Genomic DNA, 24,912 nt, shown 5'->3' on the forward strand with positions numbered 1-24,912 from the left:
ATACGGAGTACCAACTCAGGGAGAAGAACTCCGTGTCGATATCAGCTTATCAATCAGCGATGAAAATTGCCGAAACACCGCGCGCGGCGGAGCATCGTCTGATGCGCGAGATTACTGGTGAAATGATCACCGCAAAAGAGAGCAATGCCTTTGGGGCGACGCTGATGCACAGCCTGCACCGCAACCGCGAGATGTGGACGGTTTTTGCCGCCGCTTGCGGTACCGCGGAGAATGGTTTGTCCGACGAATTGCGGGCTTCCATCATTTCGCTCGCCAATTGGGTGGATCGCCATACGAGTCAGGTCATGGCGGGCAAAGAGTCGATCGACGACTTGCTCGAAGTAAACCGGTCAATAATGTCTGGGTTACTCGGCGGTACCGATCAGGGCCGATAAATATCGCTTTTTCGTTCGGATCACAACACCGCCTTTCCCAAAGGCGAACCCAAGGGGCCGGTAGAAATGGCGTGATGTACACGCCAGTTCTACCGGCCCTTTTTTTTGGAGATGTACAGGCGATTTGCCGTCACCGGTAGAGGCGTTCAATGCATCATGTAGAGACATGAACGCGAACTGCGCTTGGGGCGTCGTGCGATCCGAATATCCCCGGAGCGCTGCTCCTGTATTTTAGGTCGCCCGGGCATGACAGAGCCGCCGCCCCAGGGGTAGCGCGGCGGCGTTCCGAAACATGCATCGGTCGTAAGCCTGGGCCCACTACCATCATGGCCGTTTGACTTGTCATTGCCCGAAGCTATGACCGATCCCGGCACGGGTGAGACGCAAGCCTGGAGCGTGTTTTCACTTTTGCCATTGGCGGCAGGCTGGCTGCCCTTCCACTGTATCAGGCTCAGGAAAGAACGCAGCCCTTCGTTTCAAGCCTTGCGGTTTGTCCTGCGGTCCGAATATTCCCCCAAGCGCACTGTGCTGCATGTTTGAATCGTCCGGACATGACAGAGCCGCCGTCCTGGGACAGGACGGCGGCTCTCCGAAGCAGGCCTCGGTTGTAAGTCTGGTTAGAAGTCGGCCCACTCACCGCTGTGGCCGTTTGACAGGCCGTTACCCGAGCCATTGGCCATTACATGCATAGGCGGGACGTAAGTCTGGGACTTGCTTTTACTTTTGCCATTGGCGGCAGGCTGGTTGGCCTTCTTTTTTGCCAAGGACTTGCGGTCGTCGCTAGCCAGTTCGAACTTTCCGGCATTTTCAGATAGCGCGTCTACCTCGGTCAGCAGATTACGTGCGGCAGCCGACGTTTCCTCGACCATGGCTGCATTTTGCTGCGTTGCCTGATCCATCAGGGAGATAGCTCCGCTGATTTCGGTAACCGCAGTCGACTGCACCTGATTGTCTGCGGCCATTTGGCCTAGAAGCTGATGGACCTCGCCGACACCCTCATTGATCGATTCAAGCGCGCTATCGACTTTGGTGACTGCTTCCACAGCGGTGCCGATGTCGGCCTGGGTGACCGTCAACTGGTCGCGCGCGGTCTGGGCCTCCTCTTCGGCGCGCATCGCCAGGGCGGAGACAAGGTCGGCGACGACCGCGAAACCGCGTCCTGCCTCCCCGGCTCGACCGGCTTCGACTGCGGCGTTCATTGCCAGGACGCGAGTCTGGAAGGCGATCTTGTCGAGGCCCTCGATGACGCTGTCGATCCCCTTGGCGCTTTCCGAAACACGGCCCATCGCCTGAACGGCCTCATCAGCGACAGAGCGACCGCTCTTGACCGAACTGATCGCATCGTCAGCACGCGATACTGTGCGATTGGCAGAAGTAGCGGTAGCTTTCAAACGATCATCGATTTGACTAAGCGAGGAGGACGTTTCCTGCAACGTTGCGGCATTTGTTTCTGTCCGACGTGCCAGATCTTCCGATGCCTGAGCGATTTCGTGCGATCCTGTGCGAATTCCCCGAGCGCCTTCGTTGACCGAAACGATCATCTCTTGCAGCTGCGTGAGGGCAGTGTTGAAGTTTTCGCTGAGTTGAGCAAAGGCACCAGGCAACGGCTCTTCGATCAATACATCGAGGCTACCTTCGGCCAGCTTGCTCAAATGTTCGGCCAACACCGTGGTCGCGGCCTCGCGCTCTGCCGAACTGGTCTGAATGTTTACTGCGTTATCACGGAAAGTGCCCATGGCTCGCGTCATCCGGCCCACGCAATCCTCGTAATCCGAGAATTGAATCAGACTGTCGAGATCGCCGCTAGCGAGTGCTTCCATCCGTACTACGGTGGTCACGTAAGGGTCGCAAATCAGCTTGCGAAGCCACATACCAGTACTGAAGATAATTATACATGATGCGATCCCGATACCGGTAGCGTGCGCACTGTCAAAAAAAGTGGCTACCGTAGTCGCCGCAACCAAAGCTGTCATTATGAGCACCAGCACCAGCATTTTCGTGCGGATTGGCGCAATTTTCACAAACCAATTCATAAGCTTTATTCCCTCTGCAAAGGAGGTAGGTAAGCACTCATCGCTCCTATCCTCCGTCCAATGTACCTGTGATCTATAGATGATCTATAGGGCGCGCTGGCGATCGGGGGCGAGAATGAGCATGAAATTATCTTTGGCATCCGCAATTGATATGCCTGACAAACAGGAACGCTTTACAGCAGCCACATCCTTGGCTGGGGCGCATGGCAACCAAAGATTTCGCATCAACGCTAGTGAAGATGCACACCAGTCGAGTTGGGCCACGGCTGATTTCCGAAGCGTGCAAACTCGATCATGAAACCGACAGCATATTGAAAAAAGTGCTTAAATTTCGATCTTTGGTCATAGTAGGATCCCCGTTCAACTTCGGAAATCTTATCTCAAGCGAATTTGTCCGAGCTTGCATTTCTACTGGCCTCAGACGGTGACCACTATGCACCCATGTGCGGGCGGCTTTACGTTGGCAGGGCTTTTTGAGTTCTTGCTTAACGGGTTGGTGCAGCCATTTCATCGCGGCTGGCAATATTGCCCTTAGCGGGATCGAACCCAACCAACTTAGCCGAACTAGCGGTCAGCGCTCAGGAGCCCGGTGCGGATCATGGTCGAAGCACTTATCCCGCAATGTTTACGACAGGTCCGAAGGCGTATTAGAAGGCTGTACTTCTGCAGTTTTGGGAATTGATCGCCAACAAGATATAAGACTGCGAATGACACCGAACAGATTTTGTTCGACATATCATCGCCGCCTGCGTTCCTCACCAATCAGGTCGCAATCATGCAATGCTGGCAGTGATTGACGGTCATGAGTATGATTTTTTCGGGCAGTAATGCTATTGCTTGGGCCAGCTCTGGCATTGGCGGTAAACCGTCCTGCGACCGAAGGCATGGCCATTCAAAAAAATATTACGTAGTCCTACTTAATTTTATCGCAGGGTGCCGTCAAGGACAATACAAATCATGGGCATTTTGGTTTGTTCACAAATTGGGTTCAAATTTCTCAAAAAATATCTATTCTTGGCGGGGGGCGCATGCAGGAATTTAGTAATATTTATATCATTGACAAGAGCTTAGAGAGAAGAAGTGACGTTTGCCGCAAAGCGACATCCGCCAATTTCGTCGCACAACCTTTTGCAAATATCGAAGAATTAGGCAACAGATGGCCAAAGAGCGGGTACTTTTTGATCGCTGACGAACACGGCGCTCTTGAAGACTTGGTTTCCGGCATCAAGGAGAGTGGCGAATACTTGCCAATCATCTCCTACAGGCCGGGGCCGTCACCTACCGATGTGTTGAGGTCCATGCGAGCCGGTTCAATTGATTATCTAGCCTATCCATTCCAATCGGCGGAACTGGTTGAATCCATTACTCGTATTGAGCGGGAATGGAAATCTGTAGTTGCTCGCAATCGAGATCATATTTATGCGACCAGGCGGATTGGAACTCTCAGTGAGCGAGAATTTTCCGTTCTGCGGTGCATGTCGATTGGCAGTTCAAATAAGGGCATTGCCCGTGAATTGGGCATCAGCCCTAGGACTGTTGAAATTCATCGCGCTAACCTGATCGATAAGCTCAATGTGGAAAATACTGTTAACGCCATCCGCCTGAACTGGGAGGCCTCGCAATCAAGCGTTGCCAAGCTCAATGTCTAAATAGGTCTTTTTGACTGCCGCAATCTGGACACTGATGAATGCGCCAAGCATTGCCAGGCCTTCTGAAACCGCTGCGAAAGTTACATCCTGTGTGGCACGTGGCAACGCGATTGATGCGATAGAGTCTCCTCGACGGTTGTGGCTCAACATATAGCTGGCTTCATTTCGAATGATGTAGATGACGGACAGCGCGACCAACCCACTCTGGTGAGAAGGTGATCTTGCGTCCTCTTTGGGCGCGCAATATCGATTAGAAAATATAGGTTGAACAGGAATCTCCGCGATCAAGGTTTCCAATTCACAAGCGATCTCAATCTCGCAACCTACTTCTACTTCCTGGATTTTCGCGCACAGTTCGATCATCTTCCCAGTCAAGGCGATGCTTTCAGCACGCTTCTTGGAGACATTTTTCAAAACTCTATCCTCTCATTGGGCACAGAGAGCCAGGTGAAAGTGAACTAGTGTTCAATCGTGAACCTTCGATTAGCAAATAGATGCACAGTATCACAAGAACATATAAATATGAAATATCCAAGAAAATTTTTAAGAAAAGCTGCTGATCTGCGAACTTCCGGCGCATCAATATTGATCGGCCTGGATTTGCAGCAAAGATATGCACAGCGTTAATCGATCAGAATTAAGCCGCTGGACATTCGAATTGTACAGCCGAACCAAAAACACACGCAATTTTACTACGCGAATGAAAGACGAGAGAATATAATGTTGTGACCGCTGGGGCTGCCAACTCAAAGCCTGTAAGGAACGACGGCCATGAAAGGCCAATCATCCTGAAGGCACTGGGCCTGGGGATCACATCAAAGCCAGCAGTTTAGACTATTCAATATTGTCAGCATAAGCCGATTTTACAGACTGCGCAGCAGGAGACCTTGGATTCGTTCCTTCACCACTATGATGAAACCAAAGCACTTCTGAATTCACAACATCAATTTGGTAAAATAGGTGCTGACGGGGAACGGGGAATACGTATTGGCCCCTAGTATCCTGCCAATGGAAAATTGAACTTAGCCCGCTCATTAGTGCGCAACGCTTTTTAGGAGTGCGGCGCTTGACCGAAAATGCAACCACTGAATTTCGGTCCCGCTGGAATGCGATGACGTCGGCGCGACGTGACTCGGCGATGATCACGGCGGTCGGGTTCCTCGCATGGCTTGTGATCGAACGGACTGAAACATGCGATCGATTCTTTGACTGGGTCGCGAACCACCCGGACTATGAAGTTGATTCGCTCATTCTCGCATTCATTCTTGCGGCGATCGGCATCGCCGTATTCGCAGTACGCCGATATCATGAGATGCTGACGGTCAGCGACGCCCGTGATTTGGCGGAACAGCACGTACATTCGCTAGCATTTCATGATCCGCTGACTGGCCTTCCCAATCGCTGGGCACTTCTGGAGCGGCTATCTGCGCTGTGCGCGGAAGGGGCAACGCAACATGCGGCGTTGATCTTCATCGATCTGGACCGCTTCAAGGATGTTAATGATTTGCATGGCCATGCCGCAGGTGATCGCTTGTTGCGATTGGTGGCGGATCGCCTTCGCAGCGAGATCGAAGACGAACAGATCTGCTACCGGTTGGGTGGCGACGAGTTCGCCATCATCGTTGAAATGCCCACAGCCGATGACAAGATGCCGCAGACTGTCGCAAGCCACCTCGTGCATACAATGGCAGAACCGTTCTTCGACAACAGCCTGGTTCATCATATCGAGGCAAGCGCAGGAATCTCGATTTTCCCAAGCGACGCCGACCAGCCTGACGCACTGGCGCGTGCGGCCGATGTCGCGCTGTACCGTGCGAAGGATGCTGGCCGCGGCCTGCACAAATCATATGAAGCAGCGATGGATGACCAGATCAAAAGGCGCGCCATTCTTAAGGGAGAACTCCGAACCGCAATTATTGATCAGGAGTTTTTCCCGCACTATCAACCACTTATAGATCTTGAAACCGGCCTAATCGTCGGGTTTGAACTGCTGGCGCGGTGGAACCGCAAAGATGATCAAACTATTGGACCAGATCAATTCATCTCGATCGCTGAGGAAAGCGGCCTGATCAATGACCTGATGTTCGGCCTGCTCGACAAGACTTGTATAGAGGCGCGCAACTGGGACCCAGCACTCACCATTGCGATCAATATCTCACCGGTTCAACTAAAAGACCCCTGGCTCAGCCAGAAAATTCTCGGCGCCCTTGCGCGGCATGGCTTTGCCCCGTCGCGTTTGGCTATCGAGATTACCGAAAATGCGATCATTGGCGACGAAGAGAACGCCAAGCGCACCATTAGGTCGCTCAAAAATCAGGGCATGCGGATCGGTCTTGACGATTTCGGGACCGGTTATTCCAGTCTCCATCATCTGCGCATGCTTCCGTTCGACAAGATCAAGATAGACAGAAGCTTCATCATGAAGCTTGGGGAAGACCCTGAAGCATTCAAGATTGTCAAAGCGATTGTCGGTTTGGCCACGACCCTTGATTTGCGGGTCATAGCTGAGGGTATCGAATGCCCCGAAGTTGCCGCGATCCTCAAGTTGATGGGATGTGCGCAGGGGCAGGGCTATCATTTCGGCCGACCCATTTCCGGAGAAGCCGTCAGCCGCAAGCTGGTCGGACCGCACACGCCCAATTGGACCCAACTCAACGACACGCCGCCATTCGACCTACCTGCTCGCGGATACTCAGTTTGAGACCGCTGAATCACCATGAAACTCACCACTCAAAAGGACTAAACCTATGCATTTAAGTACATTTTTTCGCGTGAGCGTGGCTGTGCTGGCCATGACAACCGCCGTTCAAGCCGGCGCAGAAGCGCCAGAGCAGATCTATAAGCCAGGCCCTCATGAGGGTCACTCACACCTTGAGTATAACGGCCAAATTGGCGAGACCAACCACGCAGCGCGACCGCACGCGGTCGAACTGTTTCACGGAGTTTCAGACGGTCTTGCACTTGGCATAGCAGTCGAAAGCGAAGCGGAGGATTCACATTTCAAGGTAGAGAAAATCGCCATTGGCGCGCTGGTCGGTCTGACGCGCGAAGATGCCCCGGTTCATGCGGCCATGCTTGTAATGGCTGGTGTAACGACCGACGGCAATTTTCCGCAATTGGACACGCGGTTGATCCTCGAGCATGAGAGTGGTCCATGGACTGCGCTTGGCAACGTCTATTGGCGCCGTATCGACGCTCACGAAAAAGGCACATCGCTCGGCTACGCGGCTACGCTGCACCACAAGATTGCAGACCATGTTTCAGTGGGTGCCGAAGTATCCGGTCAGGCCGCACGCCTTAGCGGCTATAGCCATGGCTTTGATGCCGCGCAATATGCTGGCCCAAGCGCCATAGTGTCGTGGGACGTAGCTGGCGGCAAGGAGATAGAGATCGGCGTCAAATATCTGCGCCGCATGGATTCGGGGAGCACTTATCGCGACACGGTTCGGATGGCATTCGGTTTTGCTTTCTGAGCTTCTTGCTGGATCTGACGAATTGCCTTTTCGCAAAAATCGCGACCAGAGGAGATGAGCGACAAGGCATGAAAGGCCCTATATCGTAACGGACCCAAACAACCTCATAATTGCTTTGGGGATATTATCTCCGCGATTGTTGATGGTGCTCAGCCGGTTGATCTGACTGGTCGCAAGATCCTACGGATTGGCAGCGTTCCGCTCTGCTGGGCGGCACAGCGGAACGCTGCTCGGCTTCAACTGAAGCTCAAAACCTGCCAATAACAATAGCGCATCTGGTGCCAGCGTTTTGGGCCATTGAGATAAACCGGCATTGGTGCCTACTATCGCTGCTGCCAAATGGTCTCTGGTCACGGGAACTCCCATGCGGCGCGAGCTACCCCTCTAAGAACTTGCCATTAAATTGGCCCACGGCGGCAGTGCTACGAGACGTTGAAAATTAAGGAAAAAGGTGGTGCCCGAGGGCGGATTCGAACCACCGACACAGCGATTTTCAGTCGCTTGCTCTACCAACTGAGCTACTCGGGCATCTGGGCCGGCGCGATGCGCTGGCCACGTTAGGAAGCGACGCTATAGGCGGGGCTATTGCTGCTTGTCCAGCCTAAAAATGGCGGTTTTATTGCGCCTGTTCACTCCTCTCCATTTCGGCCGGATTCCCCGGTAAAATGATAGGCCAACTCATCCGGCGAAACCGCTGGTCCGGGTATTTTATAACCATCACCCAGCCATTGCAGCAGATCGCGATCCTTGCAACCAGCGCTGCAGAAAGGCGCGAATTCCGTGGTTGCTGTTTGGCCGCACACCGGACATTTCGAGGGTCTGCTACCCGCCATCTGCTATCCCTGCCCCACTAGATTCGGGAAAACGGCGAAGACGAATATCAGCGCCACACCGATTGGCGAGAGCCAGGCTACCAGAAAACGCCAGAGACCGAAGAGCGAGCCTTCGAGGCCGGTTTCTGCTTCGATCAGCTTCTTGTCAGCGCGCCAGCCTATGAACACAGCGGTCAGAAAGGCGGCGACCGGAAGCAATATTTTCGACACGAAATCATCAATCGTATCGAAGATATTCTTCTCTTCAAACAATGGCCAGAAGCCGAGCGGTCGGACATCGCTCCAGACATTGAGCGAGAGCGCACAGGCGACGCCGATCAGGAATATGATCCCGCCGATGGACCAGGCGGCAAACCCTCGGTCCCAATTGAATTTGCGCATGGCCCAGGCCACTACGGCTTCCAGCAACGATATCGAACTGGTCAAAGCGGCAAAGAAAACCAGAATGAAAAACAGCAATCCGACCAGGGACCCGGCCGGCATGGTGTGAAAAGCTATCGGCAAAGACTGGAACACAAGAGTCGGTCCGGCAGCTGCATCAAGACCGACAGCGAAGACAATCGGGAAAATCATCAGGCCGGCGAGAAGAGCCACGCCAGTATCGGCAAAGGCGATCATCCCGGCTGTCGGCGCAAGCTTGGTCTCTTTCGACACATAACCGCCATAAGTGATCAGCGCGGCAGAGGCGACGCTCATCGAGAACAGCGCCTGCCCCAGAGCGTCATTCATGACAGCTGGCGTCAGCTTGCTGAAATCCGGGGTGAAGAGAAAGGAAACCGCCTTGGCAAATTCGCCGGTAAAGGCACCGTAGAGCGTGATCAGCACCAGCAGCACAAAGAAGGTCGGCATCAGATAGGTTGCCGCTTTCTCGATGCCGTCGGTCACGCCGCGCGCGACGATCCAGATGGTTATCACCATGAACAAAGTGTGCATGCCGAGCAGCATCGGGATGTTGCCAAACAGGTCTGTCATCCGGCCGGGTATGGTTTCCGGGCTTTCCGAAGCCAGCGCCCCGACAAAGGGATTGCCGGAGAAGAGTGCGCCGAGAAAATCGCCGCTCATCACCCCGACATAATAAAGCACCCAGCCAGCGACGACGCTGTAGAAGGTCAGGATCAGAAAGGCATTAAGAATGCCGATTCCGCCAAATATGCCCCAATTTCTGCTGACATTCGAATCCTCGGCAACCTTGACGACGCTGTGATAGGCGTCGCTGCGGCCATGGCGACCGATCACGATTTCGGACAATACCATCGGCATGCCGATCAAAAGGATGCAGCCGATATAGACAAGAACAAACGCACCGCCGCCATTTTCACCGGCCAGCGTCGGAAAACGCCAGATATTGCCGAGACCGACCGCGGCGCCAACCGCTGCCAAAATAAATGCGGTTCGTGAGGACCAACCCTCACCACCCGGTGCTACTGCGCCTGCCATATTTTATTCTCCCCGTTATCTCGAGCCGGTTGTGACTTTGTTACCCCTGTTACTAGCTGCGCATCAACATAGGGCCAAGCGGTTTTCCGGCAAAAATATGGACGTGCAGATGGGCGACTTCCTGATGACCGTGCTTGCCGATATTGGCGAGCAGGCGATAGCCTGGCTCGACCATACCCGCTTCACGAGCCACATGACCGACTGCGCGGACAAATCCGGCAATTTCAGCCTCGCTGGCAGACGCAGAGAAATCATCCCAACTGACATAGCGCCCCTTCGGGATGACCAGTATATGCTCCGGTGCCTGCGGATTGATATCATGAAAGGCGAGCACCCACTCATCTTCATAGACGGTCTTGTTGGGAATTTCGCCGCGCAGGATTTTCGCGAAAATATTGTCATCATCATAAGGCTGGGTTGGATCAATCGCCATCAGCTTGTTCCTCTTGCCGCTTTTTCTTCCAGACCCGACAGACCCTCGCGGCGGGCCAGTTCGGCAATCACATCATCCAGCGACAGGCCCATGTCGGCGAGCAGCACCATCAGGTGAAACAGCAGGTCCGCAGCCTCGCCAGTCATCGCCGCCTTGTCATCCAGCACCGCTGCAATCACCGCCTCTGTAGCTTCCTCGCCGAGTTTTTCGGCCATTTTGGCGCGGCCTTTGGCGCGCAGGCTGGCGACATAGCTGGCTTCAGGCTCCGCTTCGCGGCGCTCCAAAATCGTTTGTTCGAGAGATTTGAGAATATCGGTCATCGCTGGCGGTTTGCGCGACCGATCGCCTGTTCGTCAAGTCCTAGCGGTCAAACTTGCTCGACCCGCAAACAAAGTCGGGAAGAATCAGAGCCGTGCCGGCAGCTTCGCAGCACGTAGTGCAGCATGGGCGTCGGCTATACTATACTCGCCAAAGTGAAAAATTGAGGCCGCGAGTACGGCATTGGCATGCCCTTTGGTCACACCCTCTACCAGATGGCCGAGATTACCGACTCCGCCGCTCGCCACCACCGGAATGGAGACCGCATCGGCCAGCGTGCGGGTCAGCTCCAGATCATAGCCGTCACGGGTGCCATCGCGATCCATCGAGGTCACCAGCAACTCCCCTGCCCCCAGATCGGCCATGCGTACGGCATGTTCGAGCGCATCAATGCCGGTCGGCGTACGACCACCATGAGTGAATATTTCCCATCGCCCTTCGGCCACCCGCCGTGCGTCGATCGAAGCAACCATGCACTGGCTGCCAAAGCGGGTGGCGATATCGCTGATCACCTCGGGCCGGGTTACGGCAGCGCTGTTGACCGCAACCTTGTCTGCCCCTGCCATCAGCAGCGCGCGGGCGTCATCGGCCGTACGTACGCCGCCGCCGACGGTGACGGGCATGAAGCAGACCTCAGCCGTGCGCCGGACGACATCGATGATCGTGTCACGATTTTCATGAGATGCGGTGATGTCGAGGAAACAGAGCTCGTCGGCCCCGGCGGCGTCATAGGCCTGCGCCTGTTCGACCGGATCGCCTGCATCCTGCAGATCGACGAAATTAACGCCCTTGACCACCCGGCCATTGGCGACGTCAAGACAGGGGATAACGCGAATACGGACGGTCATGCTCGTACCGCCGTTCGTCTCGAGCGAAGTCGAGAGACGTTTGCGCGCGAAACCAAAGTGTCTCGACTGCGCTCGACACGAACGGACTTAGACCGCTCAACCACGATTGGCCATCGCAATCGCTGTCGCCAGATCGAGCCGCCCGTCGTAGAGCGCCCGGCCGGTAATTACACCTTCAATCCCGTCCTTGGCAAACTGGCTGAGCATATGGATGTCGTCCAGCCCCTTGACCCCGCCGCTGGCGATCACCGGGATATCGACGCCGCGGGCCAGGTCAACGGTGGCTTCAATATTGCAGCCGGTGAGCATCCCGTCGCGACCGACATCGGTGAACAGGATCGAGGCGACGCCTGCATCTTCAAACCGGCGAGCCAGATCTCTGACGCTGACATCCGAGACATCGGCCCAGCCTTCGGTCGCGACCATGCCATCCCGCGCATCGACAGCGACGACAATACCGCCTTCATATTCCTTCGCCATATCCTTGACGAAATCCGGGTCCTTGAGGGCCGCGGTGCCGATCACCAGCCGCGCGACACCCAGTTCGAACCAGCGTTCGACCGTCTCGCGATTGCGAATACCGCCGCCCAGCTGGACATAGCCGGGAAAGCTGGCGACAATGGTTTCCACTGCTTCCGCATTTTGCGGCGATCCGGCAAAGGCGCCGTCGAGATCGACGACATGGATATGTTCGGCTCCTGCAGCGGCGAACAGGCCTGCCTGCTCCGCCGGATTGTCACCATAGACAGTGGCGCGATCCATATCGCCCTCGGCCAGACGCACGACTTCGCCGGATTTGAGATCAATGGCAGGAAATACGATCATTTCGGTAATTCCGTTCGTGGTGAGCTTGTCGAACCATGGCGATCTGACGAGAAAGGTCCTTCGACAGGCTCAGGACGAACGGTATTCAACATGGTCATGGTTTCCACTCCAGAAAACGATTGAGAAAGGCCAGTCCATAAGCCTGGCTTTTCTCCGGATGAAACTGCACGCCAACGATATTATCGCGGGCAACCGCCGAGACCAGCGGAACGCCGTGGCTGGTCTTGGCCAATATGTCCGCTTCACTGGCGGCATCAAAATGATAGCCGTGCAGATAATAAGCTTCGCCCCGCTCGAGAAGATCATGTCCCTCGGTCGGGCTTACGTCATTCCAGCCCATATGCGGGATTTTTATGTCGTCACTGGCAGGCTCGATCGCCTTCACCGTTCCCTTTATCCAGCCGAGGCCTTCATGCTCGCCAAATTCGATGCCCTTGTCCGCCAGCATCTGCATCCCGACACAAATACCGAGAAAAGGCACGCCTTGACCGCGGACCCGCTGGTCCAGCGCTGCCACCATGCCATCAATCGCCACCAAGGCATCGCGGCAGGCACCAAAAGCACCCACACCGGGCAATATGATCCGGTCTGCACGCGCTACCAGTTCCGGCTCGGCGGTTACGGAGACGTTGCCCGCCCCTGCAGCAATCAGCGCATTGTGGACGCTATGCAGATTGCCTGCGCCAAAATCTATGAGAGCAATGGTTTCAGACATAGCGCAAATCAACCGCCGAAGGCGCGGAAACTGAAATGCCCGCCATCGGTTCCGCGCGAAGCCGCGAAGGCGCGAAGATCATCCGCGAGCCGCACCTTCTTCGCGGCTTCGCGGCTTCGCGTGATAAAATCCTGAAGAAAAGCCCGCTGACGCGGGACGCGCAACTCAGCCACCCAATTGCCCCTTGGTCGAGGGAATCGCGTCGCCCTTGCGCGGGTCGCGCTCGACCGCCTGACGCATCGCCCGGGCAAAGCCCTTGAAGATGCTTTCAGCAATATGATGGTTATTCTCGCCATAGAGCAGTTCGATATGCAGCGTGATCCCGGCGGCATCGGCGACGCTATGGAACCAGTGCTTGAACAGTTCGGTGTCCATCTCGCCGAGCCGTTCCTGCGTGAAACCAGCGTTCCAGACGAAATATGGCCGGCCGGAAATATCCAGCGCGACCCGGCTCAACGTCTCGTCCATCGGCGAATAGGCACTGCCGTAGCGGACGATGCCAGCCTTGTCGCCGAGCGCCTGGTTGATCGCCTGGCCCAGCGCGATGGCGCTGTCTTCGGTGGTATGATGCTGATCGACGTGGAGATCGCCCTTGATCCGCATTTTCAGATCAATCAGCGAATGGCGCGAAAATTGTTCGATCATATGATCGAGAAAACCGATGCCGGTAGACACGTCATATTGACCGGTTCCATCGAGGTTCAACTCGACAAAAATCTCGGTTTCCTTGGTATTTCGTTCGATTGTCGCTGTTCTCATGCAACAGGCCTATAATGGCTTGGACAAATCAGGCAAGAATTTCGCGGCCTTTGGGCCATGCGAAATTCATTTTACGCTCTTGACCCGATGCCCGCTACGCGCCACCTAGTGCAAATGAGCGATGATGCACCCGATAGCCTGATTCCTTACGACGAAATCGTACAGGAAGCCCTGCGCGCGGTGGTAGGCCGAGTGCTGGGAGAAGTTGTAAGAGATGGCCTGCCCGGCGAACATCATTTCTACATCACCTTCAAGACCCGCGCGCCCGGTGTCGATATTCCCGATCATCTGATCGCGCGATTCCCGGACGAGATGACGATTGTCATCCAGAACCGCTATTGGGACCTGAAGGTTGACGAGGACCGTTTCGAAGTCGGCCTGAGCTTCAACCAGATCAGCTCGATGCTGCATATCCCCTTTGCCGCGATAACCTCCTTCGTTGATCCGGCGGTGGATTTTGCCCTGCAATTCCACGTCGACGAGATCGAAGGCGATATCAATGGCCACGACCCCGCAGAAAATGACGGCGAGACGGAAGCGGTCGAAACCGTCGATGACGGCTCCAACGTGGTGACGGTGGACTTCGGCAAGAAAAAGTGAGCGGCACGCGCACCGAAACCGACTCCCTTGGCGAAATTGAGGTGCCGTCCGATGCCTATTGGGGTGCCCAGACCCAACGAAGCATAGAGAATTTCCCCTTCCCCCGTCAGGAACGCATGCCGATCCGGCTGATCCATGCGCTGGCCGCCGTCAAACAGGCAGCAGCCCGGGTCAATGGCATCCATGGACTGGAACCGGAAATTTCCGCCGCGATTGAAAAAGCGGCCAATGCCGTGCGTACCGGCGAATATGACAATCAGTTTCCATTGACCATCTGGCAGACCGGGTCCGGCACCCAGTCGAACATGAACGTCAATGAAGTGATCGCCGGCGTCGCCAACGAGGCAATATACGGCACCCGCGGCGGAAAATATCCGGTCCATCCCAATGACCATGTCAATCGCGGCCAATCGTCCAATGACAGCTTTCCCACCGCCATGCATGTAGCGGCAGCGCGGGCGCTGGAAGTCGAACTGTTCCCGGCGCTCGAACAATTGCACGACACGCTGGCGGAAAAAGCACAGAAGTGGAAATCGATCGTCAAGATCGGCCGCACCCATTTGCAGGACGCAACGCCGCTGACCCTGGGACAGGAATTTTCCGGCTATGCCGCGCAACTGGTCGCCGCCCGCGACCGGATCGAAAGCGTATTGCCCCGATTGCTGCAACTGGCGCAAGGCGGAACAGCGGTCGGAACCGGTCTCAATGCGCCGGAAAATTTCGGCGAGCATATCGCCAAGGAAATCTCCAAGATTACCGGCCTTAAATTCACCTCCGCGCCCAACAAGTTCGCCGAGCTGGCCGCACATGATACGATGGTCGAATTGTCCGGCGCGCTCAACACGCTAGCCGTGTCTCTGACCAAGATTGCCAATGATATCCGCCTGCTCGGCTCCGGCCCGCGTTCCGGCCTCGGCGAGCTCGACCTGCCGGCCAACGAACCGGGCAGCTCGATCATGCCGGGCAAGGTCAATCCGACCCAGTGCGAGATGCTGACGATGGTTGCTGCGCAGGTCATCGGCAACCATCAGGCAGTGACCGTCGGCGGCCTGCAGGGCCATCTCGAACTCAATGTGTTCAAGCCGCTGATCGGCGCCAATGTGCTGCGTTCGATCGAGATAATTTCCATCGGCATGTCCAGCTTTTCCGAACGTTGTGTGGAAGGTCTGGAGGCTAATGAAGCGCGGATCAAGGAACTGGTGGATAACAGTCTGATGCTGGTCACAGCCCTCGCGCCGGTGATCGGCTATGACAAGGCAGCGGCGATTGCCAAATATGCTCATAAAACCGGCCAGACCCTGCGCGCATCCGCGCTGGAGCTCGGTCTGGTTGACGCAGAAACCTACGATACCCATGTAAGACCTGAGAATATGGTCGGAAATCATTCCTGATCCGGGAACCAGAACAACATGTCGCTAATCAGAAATATATTCACCGCCGCCGTGGGTTACGAGGCCCGCAAGCATACCAGAGGCCATGGCTTGCGCAATTTCGGCCTCGGCATGCTCGCGGCCCGTCTGGCCACCCGGTCCGTCCCCGGTGCGCTGCTGGTCGGCGGGGCGCTGATCGCCAAGAAAGTCTATGATGATAAAAAAGAGGCCGAAGCCCTGCCCGCATCCGAAGCGGTGATTGATATCGAGGGTCGTCCGGTTCCGGAAGATCGAGTGGTTTGAATTGGGGCATGTTGCCCCTGACACTGTAATCAAAAAATACTGAATTGCAGTGACGATGGCAGTTTACCAAATGCACTAAATTGAGATCGCGCTGATCTGGCCATCCCCTGCCACCAAACCGCCCGAAACAAAATTTCCGATACGGGTAATAATCTATCCAAAATCACGCGCAATAGCGCGTGCTTGGCCCGAGCTTTGACGTACTTTGGACTTGCTCCTGCGCCTGGGGCAGGGTGACAAGCATCACCGCGATCGCGGTTGATGGAACCCGGCAGCCGAAATCCGATGACCAGACTCTCCCATCCCATTTGCAATATTGATTGCAACTGACATTGCTGTAAGCTGCGCCCAAGTCGCAGATTGCAAGCGGCACAGGAGAGCATGTTGGCAACCACCGCGCAAACGGGGCATTCCCCCCGTAAATTCTATGGCTGGACCAATGTCGGGCTGTTCTTCTTCATTCAATTTGCCGCATCCGGCTTTGTCTATTTCGCCTATTCGGTGGTCTTTCCGGTGATGGTCGAGACGATGGGGTGGAACCGCGGCACGGCTTCGCTAGCACAGTCAATCGCCCTGATCATGCTGGGCCTGGCCTATCCGTTGACCGGCTATCTGCTCAGTCGATATGGCGTGCGCCAGACAGTCACCATCGGGCTGCTGGTCATGCTGTGCGGGCTGACCTTGCTTATCTTCGCGGTTACGGAAATATGGCAGTGGATCCTGATCTGGGGTGGCGTCATGGGTCTTTCCTTTGCTCTCACCGGTCCGATCTGCTCGCAAACCGCGATGATCAGCTGGTTCAGCATCAAAAGGTCCACCACTATCGGGATCGTCATGACCGGTGGCGCGCTGGGCGGTGCCTTGGCGCAGCCGGCGCTCTCGACCATGATGGACCGGTCCGACAGCTGGCGCGCCGCCTGGATGATCGCCGCAGCCATGATCATCATCGCCCTGATTGCCACGCGGTTCATCATCAACCGGCCGCAGGACATCGGCCAGTTTCCCGACAATGTTAATCCGGGTCTGGCGGCACAGGATCCGCTGGCTCGAAACATGCGACCGAAAACCCATCGGACCGGCCACGACTGGACGATGAAGCAAGTCATCCGGACGCCAACCCTCTATCTCGTCATGCTGGTCACGCTTGGCTATCTGGCGACCTTCTTTTTCCTGCTCAACCACGGGATATTACACCTTACCGACAACGGGCTCTCCAGCCTGGAGGCGGCCTCCATCCTCGGGCTTGCGATTTTGGGCAGCGGTCTGGCGCGCATTCCTGCGGGTTGGCTCGGAGATCAGTTCGAACTGCGCTGGACCCTATTCGGTTTCATTGCCCTGATGGCCATCGGCTTGACCGGTTTCTGGCTCGGCCATGGCGTTATCCTGCTCTCGATCATGGGCATGCTATTTGGCGCCGGCTATGGCGGGCTGCTGGTATTGGGGCCGGTGGTAACGGGAAACTATTTCGGCGAACGCGCCTTTCCGATCATCAATTCGGTACTCGCGCCGGTCATGTTGCCTTTCGCCGCCGCAGCACCGGCCGGAGCAGGCTATATTTTCGAAGCGACCGGCAGCTATGATATCGCCTTTGCCGGTGCGATCGGATTGCTGATCGCAGGGCTGATTGCTGCATTTTTCCTGAAACCTCCACCAACGCCGGCCTAGCGCCAATCGCTAGATATTCCCGTCGCTGGAGAGCAGCGCCGCAATCGGACGGGTACCGGGACGGCGCGCCAGCACGATCATCAAGATGGTCGTGAACGGTACTGCCAATATTGCCCCGGGAATGCCCCAAAGGCTGCTCCAGATCGCCAGCGAAACCAGCACCACCATCGGACTGAGATTGACCGATTTGCTCAGCATCTTCGGCTCGACGATATTGCCGATAATCACCTGCGCCGTCGCCATCAGACCAGTCGCAATCAGCGGAATCGTCAAGCTGCCGAACTGGGCCACGGCAAACAGCGCCGGAAAAGCGACACCGACAAACGAGCCGATATAGGGGATATAGTTGAGTAGACCGATGATGATCGCCCACAGGGCGGCATATTCCACGCCCAATATCAGCAATATCACCCAGCAGATGAGCCCGAGGATGATGTTGATCAGCGTCTTGGTTGCCAGATAGCTGCCGATATCGTGGTTCATCCGGGTGATCATGTTGAGCGTGTCGGTCGAATCGCTGTCCGAACCGAAAGCGCGGCGGACCTTTTCCGGAAAGCCGGTGATCTCGCTGAGCAGGAAGGACGCATATAAAATGGTGATGAAAACAAAGCCACCAAAGCTGGTCAGCGACGACAGGGCCGACTGGGCCAGAGCAGCAATATCGATCTCGGTGAAAAATCTCGTGGCAAATTCGCTGATCGCCTTGGCGACCGCTTCGGTGCCCCGGTCAAATATCGCAGCCGGGGATGCCATCAGTTCGGAAATTTCCGGCCTGCCCACTCCTTGCTTGGCCGGCATCGGGAACCATGCAGCAAACAGATTTTCCAGATTGCGCTGATAGACGGGCAGCGAGGGAACAAGATTTTGCAAACTCGCCACCAGCATCCGCGTCATTGCAAAAAGCAGCGCCAATACCCCGATCAGGGCAAGCGTCGCGCGCAGCCACAGCGGAGTCTGGCCCAGCCCCGGAATTCGGGCCACGGTTGCGCTGGCGGCGTAGAGAATCTGCAGCAATATAATTGCGGTCACGATCGGCAAGATAATGTCCTTGCCCACGTAAAACAGCCAGCCGACCATGATCGTGATGCCGATCGCATAGAATATAGTACTGACACGTCCCTGGATCATAATTTTGCGATAGCCTTAATCTGCGGAACTGTCATCAGGATGATTGCGCAACCGGCGGATATAGAAACATCGGGACAAGCATCTTGACGCGATGCGCCCTTCTCGGCCAATAGCCGCTATGGCCGACAATATTGCTTCCCAGAATATCGACAATGATCACCGCGAGCTCAATCGCAGGGGGCTGCTTTTCGTGCTGTCCTCCCCGTCGGGGGCTGGCAAATCGACGCTGGCGAAGATGTTGCTGGAAGCCGATGACGAGATCGCCATGTCGGTCTCCGTAACCACCCGGCCAAAACGCCCCGGTGAGGAACATGGCAAGGATTATTATTTCGTCAGCGGCGACGAATTTGCAGAAATGGTCACCGACCAGAGCTTCCTGGAATATGCCACCGTATTCGGCAACCGTTACGGTACGCCGGCGGTACCGGTCAATCAAAGCCTGGAAGAAGGCCAGGACGTATTGTTCGACATCGATTGGCAGGGGACACAACAGCTCTACCAGCGCGCCGGACAGGATGTCGTGCGGGTCTTCATCCTGCCACCGTCACTCATCGAACTACGCAACCGGCTGGAAAGCCGCAATACCGACGCACCCGACATTATCGAAAGCCGGATGCAGCGCGCCGCCAGCGAAATCAGCCATTGGGACGGCTATGACTATGTCCTGATCAACGATAATCTCGACGCCTGCTTTACCAAGGTGAAGCAGATACTCGCCACCGAACGCATGCGGCGCTCACGGCAAACCGGCCTGATCGGATTTGTCCGGGATCTGATGGCAGAATAGATTGATCCGGCAGGTGCCGGCGCCTTCTTACGATCCGGGCGCGCAAAATCGGATTTCTCCGGCCTTGCATCTTTTCACTGCATCGCGCCATTCTTCCATTTTCATTTCATAAGCGGCCTTGCGTTCGGCATCAGCCTTTTTGTCTGCGGCGATCTGCTCCCGGTTCAGCCGCTGCTGTTCCAGAAATTGGGCTTCGGACTGTTCGTTGAGGCGATTCAAATATTCTGCCCGTAGGGCATGGGACCGGTTGCGGATGCAGGAGATCAGTAGTTCCGGTTTTTTCTGTTTGGCCCTGAATTTCTCGGAAGCACCAGCCCATCGTTTTTCGACAATAGGCCTGCATATCGCAGGTATTTCTGCCAGTCGCGTGTCATAATCACTGCTCAGACTGCGGATAAACTGCTCATTCTCTGCTATGGCGGAATCGACATGTAATTCCGCTTGTTTCCGAGAATTCACACATTGCTCACTCGACCATATTTTGTAATATTTTTCATTATTTTCAGGATCAGACCGGCTATATTGCTCAGCCAGATATTGCTTGGCGGCCGCACAGTCGGCATCGGTGTCTTGCGCCATCGCAGCGCCGCTGAAAAACAAGGCGCCCAATAACGTACTGAAGAAGAATAATTTTCGTTGCAACATATCTAGTCCTTTCGCTCAGGACCCCCGCGCATATTTCTATCGCGGTCGACAGCATGATTCAACAAACATCGTCGCGTTGATCAGCCCGTGCGCTGTCCGGTCACTCCGTGGCCCGCCTGATATAAAGGCCGTCAAAAACAGTGTTCCATGTCTTGCCGCCATCCTGCGAAGCTTGCCAGTGCTGCCTAACGCTGCCATCCTTTTGGGGCGCCCAGCCTATCTGGTTGATCACCATGCCTTTCTGGTCAAAAGGCCTATTCCGGTCGCTAAGCACCATTTCACCCCGATCATTGAGTCCGCCCTCGATATATAACGCCGCACCATCCGCGCCGATCCAGGTCTGATGCCATTTTCTACGGGCGGTATCATAGAAGCTCATGCTCATACCGGTATAGCCGCCCTTGGTCCTGTAATCCTCGCGGAGCACGCAGCCGCCATGTTCGCGCGATATCCTGTTCACCGCCGTCGGTTGATCCTTACCGGCTGCAGTCACATCCCAGATGCCGATCCAGAAATCAAAGGCGCGATGCTCATCGCTAGCACAGGCTGGAACTGGCTTGGCAACAGAGCTCTCCGCCGGCTGCGCCTGAACGCGCATAAGCAAAGGGGATGGCACCAGAAGCGTTGCAATGGCTGCGCCCAGTAGGGGGCGGACGCGATGCCTGCTGTTCCGGAAACAGGAGCTTGCCCATGCGGTAGGCAATATATCCCGGTACAGCGTTTTGCTTGTTCGCACTCTGACACCATCCCCCATGGTTAAGCTTTGATGCGACCCGAAAGCGTTATGCTTTTTCCGGATTATCACTCAGCTGATCCCTGCATAGCATCGTGCCGCGATCCTTCATTTTGGATTCGACCAACAGCAGTCGGTGCTCGACAAAAGGCCAAAGCCATGGCGCCCCGTGCAATATGGGGACAATTAACCGGGGATCGCGTCCAAAAGAGCGTTGGTTTTACGCCTCCGACCCGTTACCAAAGCGGAAGCGACGGTATCAGGGGGCAGATATGATAGAAGCACGGGAAATTGATGTTCTGATCGTCGGCGGTGGATTTTCCACGATGGCGCTGATCCGGGAACTGGACGCGAGCGGTATCAACTGGCTGATGGTGTCGGAAATGACACCGATCTGGCAACAGCTGGAAGCAGCCGGCACGCTCGATTTTGATCTGGTCAGTTCTCTCCAGAGCAGCGTCTATTCCTTCGAACTGGTCGAAATGCTGAAGGAGCAGGGCGAGGATTTCAAAGACGGCTTTCCGACCGCCCGGCAATATTACGCGATCCACAAGAAATATGCCGCACGTTACGCTGATCGCATATACTCCGGCAAAGTCGACAGCATCGACAATCATCCCGATCACAGCATCGTCCATCTCGAAAGTGGCGAAAAATTCAGGGCCAAACAGGTCGTTGTCGCAACGGCTTTCCGGCGGAAGATGAACAGCAATCTGAAACAGATCCGGGTCGATGAAAGTTTCGCTGGCAAAAGCGTAGCGGTGGCCGCCACCGGAGACAGTTCCAACCTGCTGATCGCCAGACTCGTCGCCCATGGTGCCCAAGTCCATCTCGTGTCCAACGGTTTCATCATTCTCGACAAGATGTTCGCCACTTTCTCCCCATTTGACGATGGTCCGCGCTTCGTGCCGCTCGATCAGCTCGAGTGCCACAATTTCTCCGAAATTACCAAATGGGGCTATCGCGCCTTCATCGATGGCGGCTATATTCATGGCCTGATCCATCATCTTTTCGCCAGGATTTTTGATCGCGACAGCCTGGGTGTGCGACACCCGAAATCAATCCGGCCCAGTCAGGAGATGAAAGGCTTTTTCAAAGCGAAAGCGCCAATCGAAAATGGCCATATCGCGATCAAATATTGGCCGGTTGATGTATACAAGCGCTATTGCGAAGCGACGCTCGAGCAGAAGATCAGCGAAGGCTATCTGATCAACGATCTGCCCTTCTTTCTCGAACATGGTCATGTGAAGCTGTGGGACAAGTCGGCGACAACCATTGATCACGAAGCAAAAACAATCAGCGAAGCCGGTGAAACCGCTGCATTCGATCTGTTCATCGATGGTGACAACGAAGAACCGGCAATTCCGGAAATCCGGATGCACAGCGGTGGAAAAGCAGGTAATTTTGCCTATAAACCCCGGGAACAGTTTTTCGGCGTGACATCCCCTCAACTCGACAATATCTACACGATCGGTTTCACGCGACCGTTTACCGGCGGGCTTAACAATATCACCGAAATGCAATGTCTGCTCGTCCACCGGATGATCGCAGAGCCGGCATTTCGCGGCCAGATCCGGGACAATCTACCGCAGCGGATCAGCGACTATAACGCGACCTATTATGCCAACCGCCCCGAGAAAAGGACCGATCATCTGGTCTGGTATGGCACGTTTACCGACGAAATCGCCAAGCTGCTCGGCATTCGCCCGTCGCGCAAAGAGGTGGCGGCAAAAAGCGGCCTGATGCGTTATTTCATGTTTCCGAACAATGTGTTCCGATTTCGCGAGACCGGCCGCTATGCGGTCGAAGGCGTCAGCGAACTGATCGAACATACCGCAAAACAATATCATGATTACAAAGTGCTGGCGTTACTGGTGATCCGCTATCCGTTTTTCGAGCTGCTTGCGCTCGGCACAATCCTGCTCGCGCCGGTCCCCTGGTGGCTAAAAATACCCGCAGCAATCATTCACAACCGGCTGCCCTTCACCGCGATTCTGGTAGGAAAATTCGGCCTGCCAACGCGGGATAGCAAAGCTATTTTCAACTATCGCAAGGCAATCAGCTTCCCGGTGCTGGCCTACCCGTTACTGGCCGCAATCATCTGGGCAACGGCAGGCATGAATGCAGCGTTCGGCTTTTCCGCGGGTTTGCTCGCCTATGTATACGCCATGATCCACCTCGGCACGGCCAAGGGCTGGAACCGCAAATTTTTCAATGACATGAAGAGCAAGCGTTCACCGGAAATGGTCAGGTTTTTTGAGCGGTATCGGGAGGCTTTTCGGCGGGTTTCTAGCAAAAAATAATCTCCGTCCCACCGTGAGCACCATCACGCGCACCACAATCTATCCTGCCTTATCTCCATCCCTCATCAAGCGGCGATATTTTGAGGATAGGTAATATTGTGTTACCAATTACGAAACCAAAAAATGGTCGCTATCGGAAACAATGGATTGGGGGCAGTCTATGAAGCGGCTATTGCATTCTACTATTTTAAGAACACCTGTTTTGGCAGTCGCGCTTGGCGCGGTTGGTTTGAGTGGGTGTGCGACCATGAGGGGTGCGCCGATCAATGTACTGGATGAGTCTAACGCCGCCCTCATAGCGGCACCTGACAAATCCCTGACTACTAGAGAGGAAATCATCACTCACTATGTAGGGATCGATAACGATGATCGAAAACGGGAGTTTCGCAACCGCGTCGTTGACCATTATATGGGTCAAATCGACAAACAATATGAAAAATACTCAACGCGACTGTTTTCTGAAGGAATAGAGCTGGCCCTTGGCTTCGATGCTGCAATTATCGGACTGGCTTCAACCGCATCTCTGTTCGAGGAAGTGGCGGACGATTTAGCGACCGTCATATCTGGTTTTGCCGGACTAAGGTCCGCCATAGACAAAAACCTCTATTTTGATCGAACTCTTCCAGCACTGATCGTCACGATGGACGCCGGACGAACAAGAGTTGAAACCGAGATCATTGCGAAGAAGCAGCAATCCGCGGCTGACTACACCATTGAGGCTGCCATTCGCGACTTGCGACGTTACCAGCATGTTGGGACATTGATGAGGGCTGTAACGCGGGTTACCGAGACGGCCAGCCAAGAACTTGCAGCCGCGGAAACGGATCGAATGAATATCGTGGAATACAAGTGCGAGCCAAATGCTGTGCTACGCCCGAAGCTTATCTCGATCCAAAAGCTAATCGGACCAACTATAAAAGCAGCCGAGTCCGGCAGGACACCTGCGGAAAAGCGTGCAGGTCGTGAAGGACTAGCCAAGCTTGCGGAGCCGTTTGGCATCTCTGTGCCACCCGGGTTTGCCTTCGCCGGGACGCAAGAGGACATCGACAAAATCTCCCTTGCGATGGCATCGGCCATGATCGGTAGCGGTGCGGAACGTAATTTCTGCACAGCAGCCGAGATTGAAGCTCTCGAGAAAGAGCTCGCGAAACTCGGATTCTCAACCCCCATACAACCATAGGAGTTCAATATGCAGGTCACGGTCCCGCATGATGCCAATCTCACACTCGAGAAGCTAGAAGAGCGAATTAACGATGTCGAATCCCGAATCGGGCGGATTGTCGATCTTCAGGCCGTCGATGTCGAGGAAGACGGAGAATCAAATCTTCAAACTTTTTCTGCCCACCTTCTTTGGAATCCACCGCCCGATGTTGTGATTTTAAAAAGAGAAGGAGAGGCGGCACCGGACGGCAAAGAACTTGTCATTGCGGGCACGGCCTTTATCGAAGGCGTAGAGGGCAAGGCGGTAATTAAAGTTTATCGCTAGCCCTTTTATTTCAGCGACTCAGGCTGGATAAAAACCAATTCAATATAAGTCGTGAAAACGAGGCAAGCTTGGTGAGGTTCGTCATAACTGTACACACGCACCTTGCCAAATGATCGGCCAAGAAGGGTGCCCGCTTTACACGCTATCGCTAGAGATGAATCATGTTCGGGTCGT

The 24,912-nt window shown here is 55.1% G+C and carries 26 protein-coding genes and 1 tRNA gene; 12 read left to right on the plus strand and 15 right to left on the minus strand.

Translation table 11 applies throughout. The features are described 5' to 3' along the window. Positions 1 to 32 precede the first annotated feature (32 nt). Positions 33 to 395: a flagellar biosynthesis regulator FlaF gene (gene flaF, locus AZE99_RS12930; protein ID WP_067201856.1), complete on the plus strand. Its 363-nt coding sequence runs from the start codon at positions 33 to 35 to the stop codon at positions 393 to 395. Between the two features lie 617 nt (positions 396 to 1,012). On the opposite strand, the gene AZE99_RS12935 is transcribed toward flaF, so the two are convergent. Next, positions 1,013 to 2,416 carry a methyl-accepting chemotaxis protein gene (locus AZE99_RS12935; protein ID WP_335339211.1) on the minus strand — a complete coding sequence of 468 codons (1,404 nt, stop codon included), beginning with the start codon at positions 2,414 to 2,416 and terminating at the stop codon, positions 1,013 to 1,015. A 1,040-nt stretch (positions 2,417 to 3,456) separates the two neighbouring features. Between AZE99_RS12935 and AZE99_RS12940 the strand changes: the two genes are divergently transcribed. Then, on the plus strand, positions 3,457 to 4,077 hold the full coding sequence (locus tag AZE99_RS12940; protein ID WP_156472261.1) for a response regulator transcription factor: 621 nt from the start codon (positions 3,457 to 3,459) through the stop codon (positions 4,075 to 4,077). On the opposite strand, the gene AZE99_RS12945 is transcribed toward AZE99_RS12940, so the two are convergent. Next, the gene (locus tag AZE99_RS12945; RefSeq protein WP_067201863.1) at positions 4,051 to 4,491 is read right to left on the minus strand and encodes a hypothetical protein; all 441 of its coding nucleotides are present in this window, start codon (positions 4,489 to 4,491) and stop codon (positions 4,051 to 4,053) included. The two genes, AZE99_RS12940 and AZE99_RS12945, sit on opposite strands and share 27 nt — an antisense overlap. 652 nt (positions 4,492 to 5,143) lie before the next feature. Here AZE99_RS12945 and AZE99_RS12950 point away from each other — a divergent pair. Both AZE99_RS12950 and AZE99_RS12955 read left to right on the plus strand, forming a co-directional pair. Further along, complete coding sequence (locus tag AZE99_RS12950) at positions 5,144 to 6,778, plus strand: putative bifunctional diguanylate cyclase/phosphodiesterase (protein ID WP_067201866.1); 1,635 nt, start codon at positions 5,144 to 5,146, stop codon at positions 6,776 to 6,778. 46 nt (positions 6,779 to 6,824) lie between these two features. Further along, positions 6,825 to 7,550, plus strand: a complete 726-nt coding sequence (locus tag AZE99_RS12955) for a hypothetical protein (protein WP_067201869.1) — start codon at positions 6,825 to 6,827, stop codon at positions 7,548 to 7,550. Positions 7,551 to 8,002: 452 nt separating this feature from the next. On the opposite strand, the gene AZE99_RS12960 is transcribed toward AZE99_RS12955, so the two are convergent. The 10 genes from AZE99_RS12960 to hisB all read right to left on the minus strand — a co-directional run bounded on the left by AZE99_RS12960 (position 8,003) and on the right by hisB (position 13,718). Beyond that, positions 8,003 to 8,078 (minus strand) — tRNA-Phe (locus tag AZE99_RS12960). Positions 8,079 to 8,179: 101 nt separating this feature from the next. After that, positions 8,180 to 8,383 (minus strand): DNA gyrase inhibitor YacG, encoded by a 204-nt coding sequence (locus tag AZE99_RS12965; protein ID WP_067201871.1) that lies wholly within the window; start codon positions 8,381 to 8,383, stop codon positions 8,180 to 8,182. Between the two features lie 3 nt (positions 8,384 to 8,386). Then, a complete protein-coding gene (locus tag AZE99_RS12970) occupies positions 8,387 to 9,820 on the minus strand; it encodes a sodium-dependent transporter (protein WP_067201873.1) in 1,434 nt (477 codons plus the stop codon). Between the two features lie 52 nt (positions 9,821 to 9,872). After that, positions 9,873 to 10,253, minus strand: a complete 381-nt coding sequence (locus AZE99_RS12975; RefSeq protein ID WP_067201875.1) for a histidine triad nucleotide-binding protein — start codon at positions 10,251 to 10,253, stop codon at positions 9,873 to 9,875. Beyond that, entirely contained in the window at positions 10,253 to 10,573 is a 321-nt protein-coding gene (locus AZE99_RS12980) for a phosphoribosyl-ATP diphosphatase (RefSeq protein WP_067201878.1), read from the minus strand. Before AZE99_RS12980 ends, AZE99_RS12975 begins: the two co-directional genes overlap by 1 nt. A gap of 84 nt (positions 10,574 to 10,657) precedes the next feature. Beyond that, complete coding sequence (gene hisF / locus AZE99_RS12985) at positions 10,658 to 11,419, minus strand: imidazole glycerol phosphate synthase subunit HisF (protein WP_067201881.1); 762 nt, start codon at positions 11,417 to 11,419, stop codon at positions 10,658 to 10,660. Between the two features lie 96 nt (positions 11,420 to 11,515). Continuing rightward, entirely contained in the window at positions 11,516 to 12,244 is a 729-nt protein-coding gene (gene hisA, locus AZE99_RS12990) for a 1-(5-phosphoribosyl)-5-[(5-phosphoribosylamino)methylideneamino]imidazole-4-carboxamide isomerase (protein WP_067201884.1), read from the minus strand. 94 nt (positions 12,245 to 12,338) lie between these two features. After that, a complete protein-coding gene (gene hisH, locus AZE99_RS12995) occupies positions 12,339 to 12,959 on the minus strand; it encodes an imidazole glycerol phosphate synthase subunit HisH (RefSeq protein WP_067201887.1) in 621 nt (206 codons plus the stop codon). A gap of 8 nt (positions 12,960 to 12,967) precedes the next feature. Beyond that, positions 12,968 to 13,132: a hypothetical protein gene (locus AZE99_RS16175; protein WP_156472262.1), complete on the minus strand. Its 165-nt coding sequence runs from the start codon at positions 13,130 to 13,132 to the stop codon at positions 12,968 to 12,970. After that, entirely contained in the window at positions 13,125 to 13,718 is a 594-nt protein-coding gene (gene hisB, locus AZE99_RS13000) for an imidazoleglycerol-phosphate dehydratase HisB (RefSeq protein WP_067201889.1), read from the minus strand. The genes AZE99_RS16175 and hisB overlap by 8 nt, the downstream gene beginning before the upstream one ends. 114 nt (positions 13,719 to 13,832) lie before the next feature. Here hisB and AZE99_RS13005 point away from each other — a divergent pair, with 114 nt between their 5' ends. From AZE99_RS13005 to AZE99_RS13020, 4 genes are all read left to right on the plus strand, one after another. Next, positions 13,833 to 14,318, plus strand: coding sequence for an SspB family protein (locus tag AZE99_RS13005; protein ID WP_067201892.1), 486 nt, complete (start codon positions 13,833 to 13,835; stop codon positions 14,316 to 14,318). Then, complete coding sequence (gene fumC / locus AZE99_RS13010) at positions 14,315 to 15,709, plus strand: class II fumarate hydratase (protein WP_067201894.1); 1,395 nt, start codon at positions 14,315 to 14,317, stop codon at positions 15,707 to 15,709. The genes AZE99_RS13005 and fumC overlap by 4 nt, the downstream gene beginning before the upstream one ends. A gap of 18 nt (positions 15,710 to 15,727) precedes the next feature. Beyond that, the gene (locus tag AZE99_RS13015) at positions 15,728 to 15,991 is read left to right on the plus strand and encodes a hypothetical protein (protein WP_067201897.1); all 264 of its coding nucleotides are present in this window, start codon (positions 15,728 to 15,730) and stop codon (positions 15,989 to 15,991) included. Positions 15,992 to 16,372: 381 nt separating this feature from the next. After that, positions 16,373 to 17,656: an MFS transporter gene (locus tag AZE99_RS13020; protein WP_067201899.1), complete on the plus strand. Its 1,284-nt coding sequence runs from the start codon at positions 16,373 to 16,375 to the stop codon at positions 17,654 to 17,656. A gap of 9 nt (positions 17,657 to 17,665) precedes the next feature. Here AZE99_RS13020 and AZE99_RS13025 read toward each other — a convergent pair whose 3' ends face one another. Then, the gene (locus AZE99_RS13025; protein WP_067201902.1) at positions 17,666 to 18,784 is read right to left on the minus strand and encodes an AI-2E family transporter; all 1,119 of its coding nucleotides are present in this window, start codon (positions 18,782 to 18,784) and stop codon (positions 17,666 to 17,668) included. 118 nt (positions 18,785 to 18,902) lie between these two features. On the opposite strand from AZE99_RS13025, the gene gmk reads away from it, so the two are divergent. Continuing rightward, the gene (gene gmk, locus AZE99_RS13030; RefSeq protein WP_067201904.1) at positions 18,903 to 19,571 is read left to right on the plus strand and encodes a guanylate kinase; all 669 of its coding nucleotides are present in this window, start codon (positions 18,903 to 18,905) and stop codon (positions 19,569 to 19,571) included. A 27-nt stretch (positions 19,572 to 19,598) separates the two neighbouring features. Here the strand turns inward: gmk and AZE99_RS13035 are convergent, their stop codons facing one another. Further along, a complete protein-coding gene (locus AZE99_RS13035; RefSeq protein WP_156472265.1) occupies positions 19,599 to 20,216 on the minus strand; it encodes a hypothetical protein in 618 nt (205 codons plus the stop codon). Positions 20,217 to 20,316: 100 nt separating this feature from the next. Continuing rightward, complete coding sequence (locus AZE99_RS13040; RefSeq protein WP_156472267.1) at positions 20,317 to 20,952, minus strand: hypothetical protein; 636 nt, start codon at positions 20,950 to 20,952, stop codon at positions 20,317 to 20,319. A gap of 269 nt (positions 20,953 to 21,221) precedes the next feature. Between AZE99_RS13040 and AZE99_RS13045 the strand changes: the two genes are divergently transcribed. From AZE99_RS13045 to AZE99_RS13055, 3 genes are all read left to right on the plus strand, one after another. Next, the gene (locus AZE99_RS13045) at positions 21,222 to 23,252 is read left to right on the plus strand and encodes a hypothetical protein (protein WP_067201912.1); all 2,031 of its coding nucleotides are present in this window, start codon (positions 21,222 to 21,224) and stop codon (positions 23,250 to 23,252) included. A 160-nt stretch (positions 23,253 to 23,412) separates the two neighbouring features. Further along, a complete protein-coding gene (locus tag AZE99_RS13050) occupies positions 23,413 to 24,432 on the plus strand; it encodes a hypothetical protein (RefSeq protein WP_156472268.1) in 1,020 nt (339 codons plus the stop codon). Between the two features lie 9 nt (positions 24,433 to 24,441). Beyond that, positions 24,442 to 24,738 carry a hypothetical protein gene (locus AZE99_RS13055; RefSeq protein WP_067201917.1) on the plus strand — a complete coding sequence of 99 codons (297 nt, stop codon included), beginning with the start codon at positions 24,442 to 24,444 and terminating at the stop codon, positions 24,736 to 24,738. Positions 24,739 to 24,912: the final 174 nt, after the last annotated feature.

It is taken from the genome of Sphingorhabdus sp. M41 (assembly GCF_001586275.1).
Classification (GTDB): Bacteria; Pseudomonadota; Alphaproteobacteria; order Sphingomonadales; family Sphingomonadaceae; genus Parasphingorhabdus.